This window comes from Pseudomonas sp. Z1-29 (assembly GCF_051131995.1).
Classification (GTDB): Bacteria; Pseudomonadota; Gammaproteobacteria; order Pseudomonadales; family Pseudomonadaceae; genus Aquipseudomonas.
Genome location: NZ_CP071645.1, coordinates 895,412 through 915,079, shown reverse-complemented (window position 1 = coordinate 915,079; position 19,668 = coordinate 895,412). Strand labels below are relative to the sequence as shown.

The window sequence follows — 19,668 nt, the reverse complement described above, 5'->3', positions numbered from 1 at the left end:
TGGATCAAGCAATGTTCAAAGAGTAGACCCATATTTGCCGATGGATGGCGTGGTCTTTTGTCGCGTGACAGGTTGTCTCAGGGCCCCAAAGCTGCCCCACGGCATCGCTTCCAAACACATGCTGTCCCCGTGGCGAGGGAGCTTGCTCCCGCTGGGCTGCGCAGCGGCCCCGGGATTTTGCGCTCGCTGCGCAACCGAGCGGGAGCAAGCTCCCTCGCCACAATAGCCCGCATCAATTTGAATTGATGTCTGGCTAACTATTTTTCCAGCCGCCGCAACTTCCAGTTACAGCTCGGTGATAATCTCGCTCTTCACGTCACCGGACCCGTCATAGATGCCCAGCCAAGCGCCCTTGCTGCTCCGTCACCACCGACCTTTCATCGCCTTCTGGCTGGCCCGGATCTTCACGGCGAGCGGCTTCCAGATGCTCACCGTGGCCATTGGCTGGAACCTCTATCAACTGACCGGCAACGTCTTGGACCTGGGTCTCGTAGGGCTGGTCGAGTTCGCACCGCGGGTGCTGTTCATGCTGCACACCGGGCATGTGGCCGATCGGTATGACCGGCGCAAGGTCGCGGCCATCTGCCAATCCCTGCAGGCGACGATTGCCGTGGCGCTGGTGATCGGCAGCGCCACCGATAATGTTACGCGCGAGATGATCTTCATCCTGGCGTTCCTGCTGGGCGCGGCCCGCTCCTTCGAAATGCCGACGACCCAGGCGCTGCTGCCGAGCATCGTGCCTTCCGCGCTGTTTCCCCGCGCCGTGGCCGCTGCGCAGTCGGCACAGCAATCGGCGACCATCGTCGCACCCGCGCTGGGCGGTTTGCTGTACGCCTTCGGCAGCGTCTGGGTCTACGGGCCAACCGTGCTGCTCTACCTCATCGCCTGCGGCCTGATGCTCAACCTGCCCGCGCGGCAGACGCCGTTGAACAAAGGCAAGGCGACCCTGGATTCGCTGCTGGCGGGTATCCGCTTCATCCGCAGCCGGCAGGATATTCTCGGGGCGATTTCCCTGGACCTGTTCGCGGTATTGCTGGGGGGCGCAACGGCGCTGCTGCCGGTATTCGCCAAGGACATCCTGCTCACCGGCCCCTGGGGCCTGGGCCTGTTGCGCTCGGCACCGGCGGTCGGTGCCTTGCTGATGTCGTTGTGGCTGGCGCGGTTTGCCGTCGAGCGCAAGGTTGGCCGGGTGATGTTCACGGCGGTGGGCGTGTTCGGCGTCGCCACGATCGCCTTCGGCCTCTCCACTTCGTTCTGGTTTTCCTTGGCGGTACTGGTGGTGCTGGGCGCGGCGGACATGATCAGCATGGTCATCCGCGCCTCTTTCGTGCAATTGGAAACGCCGGACGAAATGCGTGGCCGGGTCAGCGCCGTGAACGGCCTGTTCATCGGCGCCTCGAACCAGCTGGGCGAATTCGAATCCGGCCTGACCGCCCACTGGTTCGGCACGGTGCCAGCGGTGGTCATGGGCGGCGTCGGCACGCTGCTGGTGACCGGGGCCTGGATCAAACTGTTCCCGACCCTGGCCAACCGCGACCGCATGCACGAACCGGTTGCCGAAACGAAAGGCTAGCGGCGCATCGCGTTAGGAGTCGCTGACCTTTTCACATCTGATGGTGGATGGCAGCATCTTTCCCAACGCCAAGACTAGCGGGTAAAAAACGGGCACCTATACAGGTGCCCGGTTTATACCGCGGGTAAGGATCAGTTCAGTCGACGTTCAGGGTCTGGCGGGGGCACTGTTTTTCCCTTTCCCTCCACCTCCCTCACCAAGGCCTCTACCGCGTCCCGCAAGCCATTGTCGCCCTCCTTCGCCAGATAGCGCACGTGCACGATGATGTCGTTGATCGAGTCGAGGATTGCCTGCTGGGCAGGCGAGTCGTGTCTCGGAAAGTTCAGCACCCAACTGGAAATCGCGCCGGTCCCCTCGAACGGATAGTAGCGCTCGTCGCCAAAGTCCATGCTGATCAGGCCTCGATCATCCACGCCCTGAGAGATGCCGATTTGCTGGTAAGCGCGGGGGTTGAAGATGATGTCTGCAGATTCACCGCCCTCCTCATCAGGCAGGTCGTTCGATGTTTTATAGAGGTACTTGGCCCCCTCGATTTTCGCTGCCATCAGCGTACTGCTGGTTTGTTGCGTGAGTATGATCTTGAGGTCCTGATAAGGGCCAAGCAACCCCGGTATCGACACCGACACGCTGACCAGCTGACGCAGGTAATGGCCGGGATAATCCTTGTCGAAGGTTGAGGCTTTGAGGTCGAACAGGAGATTGCCCTTACCTTCACCCTTCAGATTTTCGATGACGGCTTTCCAGTCCGCGTCGGTAGTTTTGTCGAGCAACGAACGCAACGAGACGGTTTTGGTCAGCTCAAGGCGCCGCTCATGGCGAGTGAGGAAGGCCGCTTCCATGCGCAGCAAGCCCAGCTTCAGGTTTTCGCCGGCCGTGAGCCCGAAGCGGTTGTCGGCCCAGGCGTTGGTGGGGATGAAGTTGGCGTCGCGGTCGCCGATTTCATACTTCCAGCAGTCCTGGGTGTTGAGGCAAAGGGACAGCACCACATCGTAGGCCTGGAAGTAAAAGGTCGACATCTGGCTCAGCAACCACTGGTACAACGCAGGGCCCGTGGCCCGGTTTTTCAGGAAAGTGAAATACTCCTGAGCTTGAACAGAAGCTTTTTTGGCCTGGGCCAGGCTTGTTTCGGCGGCCTTGGTCGCGACTTTTTGAACGTTGATCTGCAGGCTGAGTTCCTCCATCTCGGCTTCGGATTGTTCAATCATGAACTGCCACTCTTCACGGCGGCGACGGTACTGCTCGTTCATGGTCAAGCTGTCGGTATCCACCAACGCATTCGTGGCGGCCAGTTGGTAACCCGCGGAGATGGCGAAGGCAGGTCCCCCCCAGTGCATGCCGCCCGTAGCCAGTCCGAATGTATGAGGTGCGAGATTGAGCATGTGCCCTACCAATGTGGCGGCTGAGGCGGCTGTATTGAGCTGGTTGGCGCTTAAATGGCTCTCGATGACCTCCTTCTCTTTTGCGCTGACGTCCTCTTTCACAAGCCGATTGTAATAGTTAAGCCGCGATTCAATCTTGGCGCGGCTCCCCTCCAGCAGCTCCATGGATTTACGCGATTGCTCGATGGCTTGTTCCTGAAGCGCTTCGGTATAGCTCGACAGTTCCAGCACATGGGACTGTTGCAGCTCTTCCTGAGTGGCGCGGTCACGTTGTTCCATGTAACCGCGCACCTGGTCGCCAAAGCGTATCAGGGTTTCGACGGCGTTTTGCACCCGCGGCAGCATCGCCCGGAAACGGTACGGCGGGACGTTCGCCAGCGCGCCTAAACGGCGTTGCGCACTGCCGCCGCCTGCCAATTGTGCCCGCAGCAAATCTTTAGGGTTGGCGGCGGGTTCATACAGCGCCAGATTCAGGGGTTTGCCATCCAGCGTCAGGTTATGCCGCAAGTTGCTCAGCCGCAGGTCCAGCCGGTCCCACAGGTCCAGTAGCGCGGTGTTGACCGGCAAACGGAAGTGGGGCGCATCCAGCAGGCGCAACCAGGGCACGCCATTCACCTTGCGCGGTACATTGACGGGCGAGGCCATGAGTTGCAGTGACTCGAAGGCAGCAAAAACATCGTCGCTGGGCGTAGCGGCTTCTTCCAGTGTTCGGGGGGTCCAATGGCTGATGCTACGGCCTTTGGACAGCGGCCCGAGCAACGACAGCGCGCGCACATAATGCAGCTTGGCCTCGTTGAGGGTGTCGCGGGTCAATTGCCGGTACAGCATATCGCCCCGGGCAATCAGGTTATTGATGTAAAACGTGAAAATGGTTTTGCGGTAATGCTCCGGGTTGCTGTAACCAATGGCGTCCGGGTCGCGGGGGTTCTCAAGTTCCTGGCTGATATCACCCGCTTCTGCCAAGGGGCGAGTGGCCCAGTATTCATAGTTTGCAGGAGGGGGAGGGCACAGCGGACGAATGCGTGCCATGGGGTTGAACATATAATGCAACCAGTCTTCAGCCCCGGAATAGTCAAACTCAGTGTGCAGCCGATGAGCAATCAAATGCGGGGTGTGGAAGAAAACTTCCCATAAGTAACGGCCGTTGGCGCCATGGAAATCGAGCGGTGGCCAAGTGTAACCGTAAGGCACGGGCGGTTCGGGCGTGTGTTGAGTCTCCCAGCTGAGGACGTTTTCCAGTGAGAGTTGGGCCTTTTGGGCAAACTCTTTGGCAAACAGGCTGTTTAAGCGTACGAAAGGTGCTGGTAATAAATTCAGGGGACTCAAGTCAAGAAATTGTCCGCCTGTTGGCTCTGTGATTAGACATGGGGCTGCGCGCAGTACTGGCGCAAGTGTAATAGTGAAGTAGTTGTAGCCCACTGCAGAAGTGTCCCTCCCGGCATCACCGAATCCTATATTGACGAATAAGGTGTCGCGCGGGAGCTTGAACGTGACTTCGGGTGTTTGTGCTGCACCATTAAATGCCAAGTACCCTGTCCAGTCAGTGTCGCCTTCCTCGGTGTAGGGATGTATTTTAAATGGACGGGTCAGGGTGGCAGAGCGCTTAACAATTGAATTGGAGTTTGACGCAGGCTGAAATGCATAGGGCAACACGTCAGGGGGAAATATAAGAACGACAAAGCCTGCGCCTGAATGTATAGCCTCGGGCCCTAGAGGGGTATTGATATCGAATTGAAGTACTGTTGAGGCCGAATAAGCATAATTACCTTCGTAGTTCAATGTTTCATTTTTTTCAAATGAAGCCGTCCCGATTAGTTTACCGTTATGAGCGAAACTGGCAGTTAAGCTTGGTATTGTTGAGCTGTTTGTGTACAACGAGCTCCAGCCTCCAAGAGAAAAATCGATCCCTGGTATTGTACGAATATTTGTCTGTACTGTGCTGTATTTGATGCCCATCATGGTAGTGTTCGACACATGGCCTTCGAGATCAATGTTAAGGTAATATCTCGCCAGCCTTGATTCACTACATCTGCCTTGTATGCGCATAAAATCAATTGCTGTGCCGGTGCCTGATAGATGCGCTTCAAGTTCCAGTGATTGGTTGAGGCCAAACTCAGGGATGTGGTTTTCGGAGTGTGCTCGGGTCCATTTTATGCTGTCGATTTCACGCCCGTTTTTTGTTCCATCTCCAGTCCCTTCAAATGGAAATTGCAGTGTGTTTTTACCAGTGGCATGCATTTTTTTTGCAAGAGCATAAAGGGCGTCTTTTTCTGACAAATCCATCGCAGGCATAAAAAATTTGTCATAGGCTTGTACCCAGCGCGGGTTATTATCTGGGTTCTCCCCATCTTGCAGGCAAATAACAAGGCGCGGGCCTGTGGCGGCGCGGGTGTCCATGACGGCAGTCAAACAATGCGTGCTGAGTGTCCCGGTCCCTGAGTTCTCTGTAAACAGGGTGGTGGCAGGAGACCACATGTCATTCAGTTGTTTATAGGCCATTTTTATCGAGTAGGTAAAACAACCATTCTTCTTACCGTCGTCGCCGTAAACAGGCTGGCCGTTTTCAACCCAGACCAGATGCAAGCGTCCATCCACCACGACACCCCGCACATGAGTGACCTTGGCCTCGAACAAGACATCAATTTTTTTCCACTCACTCCAGGCGCTTGGGGGCACGCGGGTCGAACCGGGGACCAGGTCTATCGCCGCCTTGCGCCAGTAGTGGGAAAACGGCTCTACGGTTTGCCTGCCAATAAAGTAATAGTCGGCATGGGCAAAGTCAGTGCCGTCGATATAGCCGGACACAACATTAAGGTTACTGACCACCTCAAATTCCGTGAGGTAGTTTTTGAGCGCGGTTTGGACGCTGTCGTGGGTAAGGCGGCTTTGACCCAGCGCCATTTCCAGTGTTTGAAACTGGCTGGTTTTACCTAGCCGTAAAGTCGGGTCGATGTAGTTCTCCGGGTAATCCTGGATCATTTGATAGCCGGCCCATACGCTGTACTCGCTTAACCCGTTGCGCCAGAGTTCCCGTTGCGCATCAGCGATAGGCACATCGTAGCCCGGCTCCATGCCGTTATAAATGGCATGAATATATTGCTGAATACTGGCAATCCCTTGCGCGATCCGGCTGGTGTCGACTTGGGCACAGACCTGGTTATCAATCAATAAATACTCATAAAGATCCTCCGGGGTGGTAATTCCCCACTTGGCGGTCGCCGGTGACGACGGCACCACCTGGCCCAAGTAATAAGCCACCAACGCGTCACGGCGTTGTTCTTCGAGTTCGGGGATGATTGAAGTGTTCATTCGTCGTCACCTGAATTGATTAACGCATTCCTGAAATCCAAGTTATCATGGTACGCTACAACGTATGTTCTGTTGGGGCCTGCTCGGGAGAATAGAATTGATTTCGTTCCGATAGGTATTGCTGTTGATATTTCATGCACAGCACTGAAAGTACCATTAAAAGAAAAATTTAAGCGATTACCACCTGAGTGAGCAAGTATAGAAAGTTCCACACCATCAATCCTCAGATCTTTAGCGTCCCGCAAGCCCACCCAAGAGTTAATTACTCGGAGGATTATCTGTATCTTTTTAGGGTTTTGGCTTTGAATATAGTCCTTTACAACAAGCAAATATCCTAGCGTAAAATCGAAAGACTTAACCGCTTGGCGCGTTGGCCTATCAATAATGAGGGTTAGCAGTGGGGCTAGTGACGAATCGAATTCAGAACCCTGTAGATATTGGAGTTTGACATTAATATTTGTACCCAAAACCGTTGAGTTATACGTGCTTTCAAGCCCGGTAATTTCAATCCCATTTCTTGATAGGACCTCGCTGGAGAGGGAACTTCTCAGGGAAAATTCGATGCCCTCTATGGGAGTGCCACTACTATTTTTAGCATGCACAACAAGTGTATACGAAGTGCCTCGTGACAAAAAATTATCTTTAGTGTTTTTCTCATTCGAAGTATTTATTGTAGTTATGCTGAAGTACTTAACATTAACATTGAATGTGATGAACTCCATTAAACCTGGAACGTGAGCTGTAATGGACGTTGTAGTGCCATCTATAGTAGTTGGGCTAAAACCGGATATCCCGTCGGCAATTGTATGGATTACTTTGTCGGGTTTTCCAGAAATTTTCCATGTGACCGGAACGCCCTCTGCTGGGAAAGTGCCCGAGGAATCTTCCCCTGCCAATTTGATATACAAAACAGGAAGGACGTCCCCTAGGAGATAGTCAATGTTTTTACTAGAAGTGGCGGAAACTACGACTTTATGAGTATTTACTGAGTACTCAATGAATTCGCCTGTTAGTATTATTCTAGCTGTGACTTTTGTTATTCCGAGCGCAAAAGCTTGATCTTTTAAAGCGGAGCGACCACTCGAGTCTGTTGCTATGATTTCACTGGGTTTTCCTTCCACGGCCCATTCGACGTTATAACCTTGTGTGGGGATTGTAGCATCCGTAAGTTCCAACCAAAAACTCACTCTGGGCGTACTGTCTACAATGTAATTTATATCCAGCGGGGAGTGATTGGTTATCTTAGGATTAACAGCTTTTACGTTGAAAACTTTCTCAATTGGGGGGGTCGCGCCCTCGACCATTGCAACAACAGTCGTTTCGACACTCTCGTCAAAGCTGCCATAACAAAAATTTGATACGCCGTTAGCAGTTTCTTCCAATTGCTTTTGATGGCTACCAACTTTCCAGTTTATACAAACTTCAGGATCAAGCGTGTTGCCATTCTCGAGCTCAATATTAAACGCCAAGTCCCCCTTGCCAACAACATAAAATACTGGGTCGGTATCTGGCGTGTATGTTATAACTCTAGTGATGCCGTTAACGTTGAACGTATGGAGCACCGCATCAGTCCCTTCGATAACGGCTGTCACCGTCGAAGGCCCTACCGGAAACTTACTGAGGTCAAAGGCTACTTTAATGGTCCCTGGGGATTCGATCTGTTGGTTCAAATCGGTTCTGCTGTTTCCCATCAGGACGCCGTTAATGAACCAGTTAATCCCAATGTCCGGGATAACGAAGTCTAATACTTCAAGGTCCATTGAGAATTCAACAGCGGGCGTGCCGAGTGTGTGCGTGTACAGGCTGCCAGGGATGGGGTTCGACACATCTGGTTTTTTACAGCTCACTTCAAACGCATGGGATGCGGGCGTATTGTTGACTGTCGCAATGACCTTGTAGGCCCCCACTTTAAAGTCACCATAACTAAAGCTGGACATGCCCTCCACGTTGCTCTCTTTTTCTACAGTTTTTTCTTCCCCACTGGGGTCGACCCTCAGCACCGTCCAGGTTATATCCACATACCGCGCAGGTTTACCCTCGCTCTCCAGCCAGATATTAAACGTCAGGTCTTCGGTGCCCATGACCATCTCGCTGCCTGACTGGCTATGGCGTTTGATGACGGGCGGTGGATTAACATAGGCAACGATCGACTTGTCAGCTATTGCTTCTACGCCAGGCATGACGTCGGTACTGACGGTGATCTTCACATCTTCTTTAACGTCGTGTGTGAAACGGGCGGTTGTCACCCCATTGTTATCGGTCTTGCTGGGGGAGCCCGTGAGGGTGCCTTTGTTGGTCGCCCAAGTGATGGTTTTGTCCACTAGAGGGTCACCATTAAGCTCCACCAACCGGCAACTGAGGCCCTCGTCCATATACTGCATCACGAAGTCGTCAAAGCGTACATATTGAAAGTAAGGGTGGCGGGTGAAGATTACAGATTCAAACATTTGTTTAGCAGGGACTACTCCTGTTCTGTTCTTGTACTCTGCAATCACATCACCTTCTCCGTGAGATCGGCTGCGCAACGTCACGCTGCTGATGCCGTGATGATTGGTGCGCGGGTTGAAACCCTGAAACTCGCCAATCGTGGTACTCCACTCAACCATGCGATTAATGACGAGGTTTCCGTAACCGTCTTCAAGTTTAACGCTGAAGGTAATAGCCCCTTCATTGTTCGAGCGAACCGGTTGAAGTTCTTTGGGTGCGTACTCATTGAAAACGATACTGCCCTCATCGCAATCAATCGTGATACTGGGCGCCAAGGCTTCGCTGTCCAGGCCGTAATGCGCGGTTACACGGGCCATGCCCATGATCTTGCCGCTTTTGAGTCTGACCCGACATAGGCCATTCTCATCAGTGGTGAGTGTGAGTTCACCCGTATTCTCCGATGAATCCCCCGGATCGGTTGGATCAGCCTCGGCACCCTCCTCCTCCATGGTCAGTAATCGGCCAAGGTTAGTGCGCCAGGTGACGGTCGTTTCGGGCATGACCTGATCCATATAGTCTTTGAGCGTGAGCGTCAGAACCGCCAGATGGCTGGTTGGCATGTTGGCAACCAGGTAATCGTCCACAACGGTAATGGCTGTGGTCGTGCTCTGACCCACTTCACCGCTTGGTTTGTTGGCCAGCCCTTCAACCAGGCAGCTCAAGGCTTGTTCGGCAGCGCGACGGTAGGCCTGGGTCGTGCTGGCGAAGGTGAGGTTGCCCAAGTCGAGCAAGGCCTTGGCATCCAGGCCGATGAGTCGGCACATTTGAGCGATCCTGACCACCACATCCAGTTCTGGCAGGGTAATGATCACCCCGGGTATCGGGAGTCCATCAGGTTCAAGTGTGCGCCTGGCCCTGGTTTTTTTCGTTTGAGGTTCAGGTACCCCTGCAGGATGTAGGTGAAAACCTGTCGCCAATACTTCGCGCGCCCCCCATTGCAGGAAGGTGGCCAGCTTGTTGGCGCTACTGTCGCGGTATAAGGGTTTGTCGCCCATCCTGGCGGTTGGCCAAGCGTTATTGATCAGATGAAAGTAGTTGAGCAGCGCGTCTTCACTTTGCTCACTCAGGCTGAGGATTCGGGTGTACTGGGTGAGGATATACAGGCAGTTCAAGGTAAGGGCAGAATCGGGCAGGCCAAACCAGGCGGGCTTGTCTGCCAGCAGGTCAATCAAGGTCGGGCTCAGTTTCAGATGGTCGGTCACCGTAGCCAGGTTCACCAGTGTGCTTAGTAACGGCAGGAACACATGACTGACCGGCGTATCAGTCGCAGCTGAATACTGCAGTACATCTTTGAGTATCAGGTAACGATTGCCACTGGCCCACTGCATCAAGCTTCTGGCGAGGTGAGCAGGCACGGCCAGGTAAAGGGCCAGCCCTTCCAGAATCAACGCTTCTTGCGCGTCGCGGCTTCGCAGGATGATGGTGAGCAATTTTTCATGTAGCGTGAGGCGATCGGGGTCCTCCTGAGGCAAGGCTGCATCTATAGCGCAGCTTAATTTCGCCTCAAACTGTTGTTCGTCTACACCTAGATGAAGGATCAGGCCTTTTTTGCCCCCTGTTTCCGATCCATCATCGATAAACGCCTTCAGGATTGTGAACCAGTCAATCGCTGCGCTTTTGCCATGGGCTTGCTTTGTTTTACGGGTATTGGGCGCCTCCGCCGGTGGCGGCATAGGAATCGCGGCCTCAGCAAAGGCGCTCGCAGTGATCAGCGTCGCTTCCAACCCTTGGTAAATATGTCGGATAACGTTGTTTTCGACCTCGCTGGCGATACTGCGCGACTGGCCGGGCAGCAACGTCCGGCAGATCATGCTCACCGTCCATTGGTTGTCGTTGAGCCAGGTGCTGAAATCAACCAGTGCGTGAAGGGCACTCAGGGTGTCGCTGCTGGTGGCGCCAGCGCTCAGGCTGACGCTGGTGCGCCCCGCCAGTTGCGACACCAGTTTGCTGCCGCCCTTGTCCAGCAGCTCCAGGAGTGCCAGTGCTTCGATGGTGCTTAAACCCAGGTAGCGCGGCAAGCGAGCCATCCGGTAAAACGCCGAGATCACTACGTTGGACCATTTCAGTTTCGGGCTCGTCAGCGCTTCCTTTTGTTGCTTGAACGCTTCGGGTTCTACGCCGTCCAGGCTTTGTTTGATCAGTTTGGCGGTGAAGCGGAAGCTTTCGTAACTCATGCCCAGCGCCGCGCACAGCTGGTCGATTTTCTGGATGTCGGTGTCTTTTGTCGGGATGATTTCGAACTCGCTATCGTCAAGCTTGAACGGGGTCGGGAACAGCGCCTGACTGTTGAACACCCGGTCGAACTGCGACAGCTCTTTGCCGCGACCCACGGTGGCCAAGCCGTCGAGCAGGGCGGCAAAGTCGTCCGCGGTGACGTTGTACGTGGCCCGCAAGCGCTGGAACAACCCCAGTGAGCGCAGGGTATCCGGGGTGATCTGCAAGGTCGCGGCGGTGAATGTCCGGGTCTCACTCTGCTGTTGGGCGGCAAACGAGGCGAGCAGCAGGCGATCCACCTGATCGAACGGCAAGCCCAACCAGCGCGCCAGGCGGATCATGCGGTTGATGCGGTCGAACCTGTCGAACGAGATATTGATCAGTTTGTAGTAGTCGATGACCCGCCTGGTTGTGCCATCGTCCTCTTTGTACTGGGGCTCAATGGCGATGGCTGGAGTTGTATCGTTTTGTCCGGCATTGATATACACCGAGCCAAACAGAGCACCGTCCAGACTGGATGCCTGGGCAGTGTTAGGCGATTGCGTCGGGGCATAAGGCCCGGTAGACAGTAGCGAGTCCAGCTCGTCGGTGCTCAGCCCGGTGTGCAGGCAGAAAGTTTGGGTATTCAGCAGTCGGGTGTAGTCCTGCACGCCATAATTGGTTTGGAAGAATGCGAAGATGTTGTTTGCCGTGTCTTCACCAAAGTAGGGAGCTTCGAGCAGTAACCTTTGTTGCTCGGGACCAAAGCCTGTGTCCAGTTGCAGGGCATCGTCGGAGTGTGGCGAGCGGCCCCCCACCTCTTTGAAATAGGGGTATTGGCGGTCGATGCAGCGAACCGCGTCGCCCAGTGAGCGCTGCTTTGTGCCCAGTACATGGTTGATCTGCTGCTGGTAGCGTTCATAGGGCAGCGTGTGCGGGTAGCGGGTTTTTAGCAGCGCGTCGTCGACCAGCGTATCGCCCTCGCTGTGGTCATTCAGGTGCTTGCGGATCGAGGTTTCGAGGATTTCGTTGACCAGCACCAACGTGGGTTCAACCTTGTTCAGCGTGGTGTGGTTGAGTTCCAGGTTCGCCAGGTCGGGGCGGCGAGTGGCTAAGGGGATGTTCCGACCGGGGGTGGCGTTTTTTTCGATGTCCTCTGCTTCCCGGTACAGATCCGTCAGGTAAGCAATGGGTGAGGTGGTGGCTTCGATGGCCCCCGGCGGGCATTGTGCGGCCCAATCAGGGGTGAACATGTGGGTGTAGGTGGGCGATCCGGGGATCAGCCCCTGAATACCGGGCTCTTGAGCATAAGCGGTGCGCACGCCGGCGCTCAGGCGTTGCTCGCGAAATAGCCGGGCATTGCTGACGGTCAGTGCTTTGGCTTGCTCCAGCAAGGGACGGGCTTCGGTGATATGCATAGTCGGATCGACGGCCAATACCTGCTGCACCGATTGGGCGGCCATGTTGAAGACGGTCGGAAACGCGGTGTTCAGTAACTGCTGACGCTGTTCAGGGGCATCCAGCCGAGCCATGAGGTTTATTGGCGCTTTGGGCTCGGCTTTGTTTTTGGGAGTGGCTTTACCTTTCTTCATGACCTGCCTCATTGGGGAGACGCTGGATAGAGGTTGTCCCGGGGATGTCGGGTTGATGCGGTGGGTGATCCCCCGGTTGAAGGGTTATGCGCGTAGAAGGCCGAGGCCGTCAGCTGTCAGAACTGACAGGTAGGGGCTTTAAAAGGTGAGTAAAAGAGCGTTTATGGACGGGATGTGATTGTTTTTAAATACGTTTTCCGTTCATCGGTTTTCCTCCAGGTGAGGATCAAGGAGGCGGCGGGACTTGAGCTGTGAATAGTTTTGTGAAGGGTGTCCTGGCCATTGGCGCAAGTGGTCAGCGGGGTCTACGCTCACGACAGCGATCCACTTGAGCCATCAAAGATGTGCAATTTTGATTCCGTTTTTTATATAAACGAGCTCGTTTCCTACAACTACCACCCCCCCTTCTTACATACCTGTCTGAAATTTACCGCCACCGTCCCGTGGGCATTGCAGATCCCCAATCAGCGATACATCATTCAAAAAAACACCTTCCATCAAGCAAAAAATCAGCAACGCTATACGGATAAAAACTAATACAGGGAGTAAAAACATGAACACATGCAGCTGGGCACTATTTGTCTTTTGCGCTAACAACTTTCGCCATAGGCTCGGCTGTTGCAGGGCCGCCCGTATCCATCACATTCAAGAATCTTGGTCCTGAGCCAGCCATGCACACTATTACAAACAACAACGAGGCCTCCACCAGATACAACTCAAACCCCATCCCAGCCTCATCTGTATCAGCAGACAACTCAAATTTTTATATTGTACAAAGCCGGACATCTCCGGACGCTAACTATGCAAGCTTGCGCTATAAAGCAGGCAATAAGGAATGTGTTTATTCGACAACCTTTGTCGCGACAGCAGGTCCAGGCGGCTCCAGGATTCCAAAATGGAAGGAATCCGCTACTCCGAGTGGTGGCGCCATCTGCACTATCGATGTCCTTTCCAGAAGCTACAGCACCTATGAATGGGCAGTGCAAATCACCATGAAATAAGGGCTGCCCGGAGTTGAAGGCTTTTGCCAAGCCCGCAGCCGATGGATATCGATATATGTCGCTAGCAATAGGTGACCACTATGGCAATTCCCAATACCAACTTCACGACCCTCAGTCCTCCGGCACTGAATAAAACAACCGGAACCAAAGCCACCTTTACCGAAAGTCAACATATTATCCTGACACCGGAAAGGACTGATGCCGACGATAACAGCAAAGTTTCCGCCCTCTCACGTCAATTGAGCGAGGCCGCTGCACGCGCAGAGGCTCGGGACGCCAGCTTAAGCAGGCAAGAGCTGTTTGCCCTGATGATGAGTACCAGCGAAAAACTGGGACTGAATTTCAAGTTCCCTGAAGTGCCTGATACCGACGATCCCGCACTCTTGGCACGCGCCAAACAAGCAACTGAGTACATCAATGGGCTCCGCACAGGCGGCCGCGGCACGAACCCGTTTGCTGGTATGCCAAGAGATCAGCTGGATCTGATTATCTACGATGACAGCGGCGCCTTCACTGTCAATGAGCGACGCTCTGCGCAACGTGAAGCATCCCAACAGGAAGAGGCATGGCGGCAGATAGTCATCGCCAAGGGGATGATGGAATACAGCAACACAGGAAAAATGACCGATTTCTACAAGAACGTGCTTGAGCATTACCGTGGCTTGCCCGCCATTGAACAATCGCAGTATCCAGTCGATTACGAAGCCAGGCTCCTGCTTGATATAGCAATGGACCTCAACACCGAAGTACCGGATATCGATAGTGAAAACTTCTGGAACGAACTGTTCAAGGGCGATACCTCACCGGCCAGCAAGCCCTCCACCGAGGAGAAAGCAGCGGTCGACACCGATATCAAGGAGCCCTGAACAGATTATTCAAAAGCGACAACCCGTTGTTCGACAAGCCCCCTCCACCTGAGCGGGACGCAGGACAACCAGAGGCTCTGCTTTGAACTCAGCAGGCGTTTGAACCACTGCTCTCCAGCCTGCGGAACCGAAGTCCCGCAGGCTCACCGTTATTGATCACTCCATCAGAGCAATTTATCCAGCGTAATGGGAAAGTCCCGCACCCGTTTGCCGGTGGCATGATAAATGGCATTAGCCACCGCCGCCGCCACGCCCACGATGCCGATTTCACCGACGCCCTTGGACCCCAGCGCATTGACGATGTCGTCCTGTTCATCGACAAACACCACGTCGATGTCGCCGATGTCGGCGTTGACCGGCACGTGGTATTCGGCGAGGTTGTGGTTCATGTGACGGCCCAGGGCGTGGTCGGTCAGGGTCTCTTCGTGCAAGGCCATGCCGACGCCCCAGACCACGCCACCGAGAATCTGGCTGCGGGCGGTTTTCGGGTTGATCACCCGCCCGGCCGCAATGGCGCTGACCACACGGTTGACCTTCACCGTGCCCAGGTCTTCGTCGACCAGCACCTCGACGAACACAGCCGAGTGCGTAGCGGTGGCATAGGCCTGGCGTTTCTTATCGGGCTGGGCAGTGACTTCTGCCTGCAACGGCGTCTCGCCGCTGTTCTGAGCGAGCTGCGCCAGGGTGACACTGGCCTCCCCCATGCGCAGTTCACCGTCGACAAACGTCACTTGCTCAAGGGTTGCGCCGCTGAAGGCCGGGCAAGTCTGCCGAGCCACCGCGAGCAGTTTTTCCCGCAGCGCCTCACAGGCTTGCTGCACTGCGGTGCCGACTGACGAGACGGTAAACGAACCGCCCTGCAGCGGTGCGGTCGGCAGCGACGAATCGCCAAGCACAAAGGTGACATTTTCCAGGGGAACGCCGGACGTCTCGGCGGCAATCTGGGTCATGACGGTATAGGTGCCGGTGCCGATGTCAGTGGTCGCGCTGCTCACGGTCAGCTTGCCGCTGGGATCCAGCGACGCTCGGGCGCTGGCCTTCTGCTGCATGGCCTCCCAGACACCGCCGGCCATGCCCCAACCTACCAGTTGCCGCCCTGCGCGCATGCTGCGCGGCTCCGGATTGCGCTTGCTCCAACCGAAACGGTCGGCACCCTGGGCGTAACATTCGCGCAACTCCTTGCTCGAATACGGCTTGCCTTCGTTCTCGTTACGTTCGGCATAGTTGATCAAGCGCAGCTGGACCGGGTCGATGGCCAGGGCGCAGGCCAACTCGTCCATGGCGCACTCCAGACCGATCAGTCCAAGGGCGGCGCCGGGGGCACGCATGTCCAGCGGCGTGTAGACGTCCAGGGGCACCAGCTTGTAGCTCAATTCGACGTTATCGCAGTGATAGAGCATGCCGCTCCACTCCACCACATGCTCGGTGAAGTCCTCGAAGCGCGACGTCTGGCCGACGGCGCTATGGGCCACCGCGAGCAAACGTCCGTTGGCCGCAGCTCCCAGTTGCACACGCTGGAAGGTCCGGGGCCGGTAGCCGAAGGTAAACATTTGCTGACGGGTCAGGCTGACCCGCACCGAGCGCTTGAGCGTCAGCGCGGCCATTACTGCCAGCGGCAATTGGTACTGCGGGCGCAGCCCAGAACCGAAAGCGCCGCCAACATAGGCGGCAAACACCCGCACCTGTTCTTTTTCCAGCCCGAACACCTCTTGCACATACGCCTGGCAATTCTGCGTGCCTTGGGTTTTGTCATGAATGTGCAGGCTGCCGTCGGGTTGGTACAGAACGGTCGACGCGTGGGGCTCCATCGGGTTGTGATGTTCGATCGGCGTGCTGTAGGACACATCAACGCTGAGTGCCGAGCTGGCGTACTCGCCCTGAAAATTCCCACGGGGCTTGGGCAATTCGGCCGGTGCCGGATGCGCTTCGTTTTGCAGGATCGTCAGATCGGTCTGATGGTCCTGGGTCTCGTAGTCGATTTCAACGAGCGAGCCGGCATAACGCGCCAACTCGAGATTTTCCGCAACCACCAGGGCGAGCGGCTGGCCGCTGTAGAGGACCTGGTCGTTGAACAACGGCCGGAACGGCGAACCCTCCGCGGCGTCTGCATCCTGGTAGGGCTCGTTGTAACTGGCGATCTTCGGGCGGTTGGTATGGTCGATCACCGCGACGACGCCCGGCAGCGCCAAGGCTCGGGAAGCATCGATGCGCACGACCCGGCCACGGGCGATACCGCTGGAGACGACACTGCCGTGCAGCAGGCCATCTTCGGGATACTCCCCGGCGTATCGGGCCCGACCGGTGACCTTGAGCAGGCCATCGGTCCGGTCAAGCGGCTTGCCTATGGTTTTGCTCAATGCATTCATCGGGTGGTTCCCCCCACCAGCGCGGCATCGCTCAAGGCGCGGATAATTGCCCGGCGTGCCAGTTTGACTTTGAAGCCGTTGTGCTCCAGCGGCTCGGCGTTCTGCATTAACGCATCGGCAGCCGCCGTAAAGGTTTCGCGGCTGACGGCCTGGCCGACCAGCCAGTTTTCCACGGCCTTGTCGCGCCACGGTTTGTGGGCTACACCGCCGAGGGCCAGCCGAGCCTGGCGAATCACCGGCCCATCAAGCTCCAGCGCCGCCGCCACCGAAACCAGCGCAAAGGCGTAGGAGGCCCGGTCACGGATCTTCAGGTAGTGGCTATGTTCAGCAAAACCCACTGGGGGCAACTCGATGTAGGTGATCAGCTCGTCATCGGCCAATTGGTTGTCCCGATCCGGTGCGTCACCGGGCAGACGGTGAAAATCCGCGAACTCGATGGTCCGCGCGCCGCCCCGTCCCAGCACATGAACAACCGCCTCAAGCGCCGCCAGGGCCACGCACATGTCCGACGGATGAGTCGCCACGCACTGATCACTGGCGCCGAAAATCGCGTGGATCCGGTTCAGGCCGCTTCGGGCCGGGCAACCGCTGCCTGGGCGCCGCTTGTTGCACGGCACGGAGGCGTCATAAAAGTAATAGCAGCGCGTGCGTTGCAACAGGTTGCCACCGGTGCTGGCCATATTGCGCAACTGCGGCGAGGCGCCCGCCAGGATGGCTTGGGCGAGCAGCGGATAGCGCCGTTGAATCCACGGATGCCAGGCCAGATCGGCATTGCTCACCAATGCGCCAATCATCACCCCGCCCGAGGGAGTTTCGCTGAGGTCCGTCAAAGGCAGACCGGTGATATCGATCAGATGCTGGGGGCGGCTGAGGTTTTCCTTCATCAGGTCCAGCAGGTTGGTGCCACCGGCGATGAAGCGCGAGTTCGCACTGGACAACTCGACGGCCGCCTGCACGGTGTCGGGCTTGCTGTAGCTAAAGGGATTCATCGCTCGCCCTCCGTTGGCTGGCAGAGCGGAAGCGCTTCCTCGATGGCGTCGCGAATATTGTTGTAGGCGCCGCATCGGCAGAGGTTGCCGCTCATCAGTTCGCTGATTTCGGCGCTGGTCTGCGCCCGGCCCTCGTTGGCCAGCCCCACCGCCGAACAGATCTGCCCCGGCGTGCAGTAGCCGCACTGGAACGCGTCATGCTTGATGAACGCCCGCTGCATGGGGTGCAGCTCATCGCCATTGGCCAAGCCCTCGACGGTGGTCAACTCGGCGCCGTCGCACATCACCGCCAGGGTCAGGCAGGCGTTGATACGCTTGCCATCACGCAACACCGTGCAGGCGCCGCATTGGCCGTGATCGCAGCCTTTCTTGCTGCCTACCAGGTCCAGTTGCTCGCGCAGCAGGTCCAGCAACGTGGTCCAGGGCAGCACCTGCAACTCACGCACGGCGCCATTGAGTGTCAGACGTATCGGATGACGGACGAAGGACGCCTGCGTCGCTTCGGACAAGGTCGCGCTCATGGAACACCTCACGGTTGGTCGTACTCGCGGCGTTTTGGGAAACCGCCGTCATAAGGGGTACGACTTCGAGGTGGGGTGAGCGTTCAAGGCAATTGCTGCTGCGAAAGCACGCTTCTATCCCGCATGTGAGGTAACTATGTACCGCACCAAGTGTAATGTGTCGCCTTACACTCGCTTCCATGATTAAATCCTTCCAGCACAAAGGTCTTAGAATTTTCTATGAAACGGGTTCGACGCGTGGAGTCCGGGCTGACCATGGGAAACGCCTGGCTCGCATGCTTCAGTTCATGGATCGAGCGCGTATTCCGAGCGATCTGGACATACCCGGATGGCGGTTGCACCCGCTCAAGGGCGAGCTGACCGAATATTGGTCGCTGAGTGTTTCGGGAAACTGGCGAATCATTTTTCGCTTCATCGGGTCCGACATCGAACTGGTCGATTACCTCGACTATCACTGACAGGAGGCTGGAACATGCCCATGCACAATCCGCCACATCCTGGCGAAACATTGCTAGTGGACGTGCTGCCCGAGCTGGGCATCACGGTGACCGAACTGGCACGCCATCTGGGTTTCGCCCGACCGCATCTTTCCCGTGTATTGCATGGCCATGCGCCGATCAGCCCTGACCTGGCGGTGCGCCTTGAGCGTGCAGGAATCGGCAAGGCACGCGTCTGGCTGGGCGTGCAGACGGATTACGACTTATGGCAGGCCGAGCAACGCGAACAACCTTTGATCGAACCCCTTGCCCACCACGCATGACGCTGTCAGGCCAGCAACTCCGCCCCCACCACGCTCCTCACACCCTTGCCGGCGAGTTGCTCCACCAGCGTCAGGGCAAATATCAGGGCGGCGGCCGAGCCTTGGGCGGTGATGCAATTGCCATCCACCACCACCGGCTGGTCGACGAAGCTGCATCCGGACAGCTGCTGGCTCACGGCGGGCAGGCACGTCATGCGGCGCTGGCGTAGCACGCCGAACGCCTGGAGTACCAGCGCCGGCGCTTCGGCGATGGCGGCAAAAAATCGCCCGGCGGCGGCCTGGTCCCTGACCAACTGCTGCAACGGCTGGTGGGCGGCCAGATGCTGCGCGCCAATGATGCCGCCCGGCAGGACGATCAGGTCGAAATCCTGGACCAGCATGTCCACCAGCATGCCGTCGGCGGTCAGGCGCGTGCCGCGTGCACAGGTGAGCATGCGTCGGCCCTCGATACTCGCCACCACCACTTCGAGCTGCGCACGACGCAACACATCGATCAGCGTCACCGTCTGCAAATCGTCGACGCCTTCAGCCACGGCAATCAGGGCTCGGGGGATCTTGGTTCCAGGAATCATGGGCGCTCTCCGCTGGGTGACTCTCTCAAGACTAGCCAGCTTTGCCGAGCCGTGTCATGT

Annotated in this window: 11 protein-coding genes; 5 read left to right on the top strand and 6 right to left on the bottom strand. The window is 56.5% G+C overall.

Translation table 11 applies throughout. The annotated features are described in order from the left end of the window. Nucleotides 1-334 precede the first annotated feature (334 nt). On the top strand, nucleotides 335-1,573 hold the full coding sequence (locus J3P84_RS04280) for an MFS transporter (RefSeq protein WP_434628090.1): 1,239 nt from the start codon (nucleotides 335-337) through the stop codon (nucleotides 1,571-1,573). A 131-nt stretch (nucleotides 1,574-1,704) separates the two neighbouring features. Here the strand turns inward: J3P84_RS04280 and J3P84_RS04275 are convergent, their stop codons facing one another. Then, a complete protein-coding gene (locus tag J3P84_RS04275; RefSeq protein ID WP_434628087.1) occupies nucleotides 1,705-6,261 on the bottom strand; it encodes a neuraminidase-like domain-containing protein in 4,557 nt (1,518 codons plus the stop codon). Further along, complete coding sequence (locus J3P84_RS04270) at nucleotides 6,258-12,533, bottom strand: Tc toxin subunit A (RefSeq protein ID WP_434628084.1); 6,276 nt, start codon at nucleotides 12,531-12,533, stop codon at nucleotides 6,258-6,260. The genes J3P84_RS04275 and J3P84_RS04270 overlap by 4 nt, the downstream gene beginning before the upstream one ends. A gap of 671 nt (nucleotides 12,534-13,204) precedes the next feature. On the opposite strand from J3P84_RS04270, the gene J3P84_RS04265 reads away from it, so the two are divergent. After that, nucleotides 13,205-13,534, top strand: coding sequence for a hypothetical protein (locus J3P84_RS04265; protein WP_434628082.1), 330 nt, complete (start codon nucleotides 13,205-13,207; stop codon nucleotides 13,532-13,534). 80 nt (nucleotides 13,535-13,614) lie between these two features. Continuing rightward, nucleotides 13,615-14,400: a hypothetical protein gene (locus tag J3P84_RS04260; RefSeq protein WP_434628080.1), complete on the top strand. Its 786-nt coding sequence runs from the start codon at nucleotides 13,615-13,617 to the stop codon at nucleotides 14,398-14,400. A gap of 164 nt (nucleotides 14,401-14,564) precedes the next feature. Here the strand turns inward: J3P84_RS04260 and J3P84_RS04255 are convergent, their stop codons facing one another. From J3P84_RS04255 to J3P84_RS04245, 3 genes are read right to left on the bottom strand one after another with little or no spacing between them, the layout of a single operon-like run. Continuing rightward, complete coding sequence (locus J3P84_RS04255; protein ID WP_434628077.1) at nucleotides 14,565-16,766, bottom strand: xanthine dehydrogenase family protein molybdopterin-binding subunit; 2,202 nt, start codon at nucleotides 16,764-16,766, stop codon at nucleotides 14,565-14,567. Next, a complete protein-coding gene (locus J3P84_RS04250) occupies nucleotides 16,763-17,755 on the bottom strand; it encodes an FAD binding domain-containing protein (RefSeq protein WP_434628074.1) in 993 nt (330 codons plus the stop codon). Before J3P84_RS04250 ends, J3P84_RS04255 begins: the two co-directional genes overlap by 4 nt. Further along, nucleotides 17,752-18,276 (bottom strand): (2Fe-2S)-binding protein, encoded by a 525-nt coding sequence (locus J3P84_RS04245; RefSeq protein ID WP_434571674.1) that lies wholly within the window; start codon nucleotides 18,274-18,276, stop codon nucleotides 17,752-17,754. Before J3P84_RS04245 ends, J3P84_RS04250 begins: the two co-directional genes overlap by 4 nt. Nucleotides 18,277-18,455: 179 nt before the next feature. Here J3P84_RS04245 and J3P84_RS04240 point away from each other — a divergent pair, with 179 nt between their 5' ends. After that, on the top strand, nucleotides 18,456-18,734 hold the full coding sequence (locus J3P84_RS04240) for a type II toxin-antitoxin system RelE/ParE family toxin (protein ID WP_434628070.1): 279 nt from the start codon (nucleotides 18,456-18,458) through the stop codon (nucleotides 18,732-18,734). A 14-nt stretch (nucleotides 18,735-18,748) separates the two neighbouring features. Beyond that, a complete protein-coding gene (locus tag J3P84_RS04235; protein ID WP_434628067.1) occupies nucleotides 18,749-19,036 on the top strand; it encodes a HigA family addiction module antitoxin in 288 nt (95 codons plus the stop codon). A 5-nt stretch (nucleotides 19,037-19,041) separates the two neighbouring features. Here J3P84_RS04235 and J3P84_RS04230 read toward each other — a convergent pair whose 3' ends face one another. After that, on the bottom strand, nucleotides 19,042-19,608 hold the full coding sequence (locus J3P84_RS04230; RefSeq protein WP_434628064.1) for a DJ-1 family glyoxalase III: 567 nt from the start codon (nucleotides 19,606-19,608) through the stop codon (nucleotides 19,042-19,044). Nucleotides 19,609-19,668 lie beyond the last annotated feature (60 nt).

Bases quoted from the DNA above. Each gene is read 5' to 3' on its own strand.
- J3P84_RS04280 (WP_434628090.1), top strand. From the start codon at position 335: ATGCCCAGCCAAGCGCCCTTGCTGCTCCGTCACCACCGACCTTTCATC.
- J3P84_RS04275 (WP_434628087.1), bottom strand. From the start codon at position 6,261: ATGAACACTTCAATCATCCCCGAACTCGAAGAACAACGCCGTGACGCG.
- J3P84_RS04270 (WP_434628084.1), bottom strand. From the start codon at position 12,533: ATGAAGAAAGGTAAAGCCACTCCCAAAAACAAAGCCGAGCCCAAAGCG.
- J3P84_RS04265 (WP_434628082.1), top strand. From the start codon at position 13,205: ATGCACACTATTACAAACAACAACGAGGCCTCCACCAGATACAACTCA.
- J3P84_RS04260 (WP_434628080.1), top strand. From the start codon at position 13,615: ATGGCAATTCCCAATACCAACTTCACGACCCTCAGTCCTCCGGCACTG.
- J3P84_RS04255 (WP_434628077.1), bottom strand. From the start codon at position 16,766: ATGAATGCATTGAGCAAAACCATAGGCAAGCCGCTTGACCGGACCGAT.
- J3P84_RS04250 (WP_434628074.1), bottom strand. From the start codon at position 17,755: ATGAATCCCTTTAGCTACAGCAAGCCCGACACCGTGCAGGCGGCCGTC.
- J3P84_RS04245 (WP_434571674.1), bottom strand. From the start codon at position 18,276: ATGAGCGCGACCTTGTCCGAAGCGACGCAGGCGTCCTTCGTCCGTCAT.
- J3P84_RS04240 (WP_434628070.1), top strand. From the start codon at position 18,456: ATGATTAAATCCTTCCAGCACAAAGGTCTTAGAATTTTCTATGAAACG.
- J3P84_RS04235 (WP_434628067.1), top strand. From the start codon at position 18,749: ATGCCCATGCACAATCCGCCACATCCTGGCGAAACATTGCTAGTGGAC.
- J3P84_RS04230 (WP_434628064.1), bottom strand. From the start codon at position 19,608: ATGATTCCTGGAACCAAGATCCCCCGAGCCCTGATTGCCGTGGCTGAA.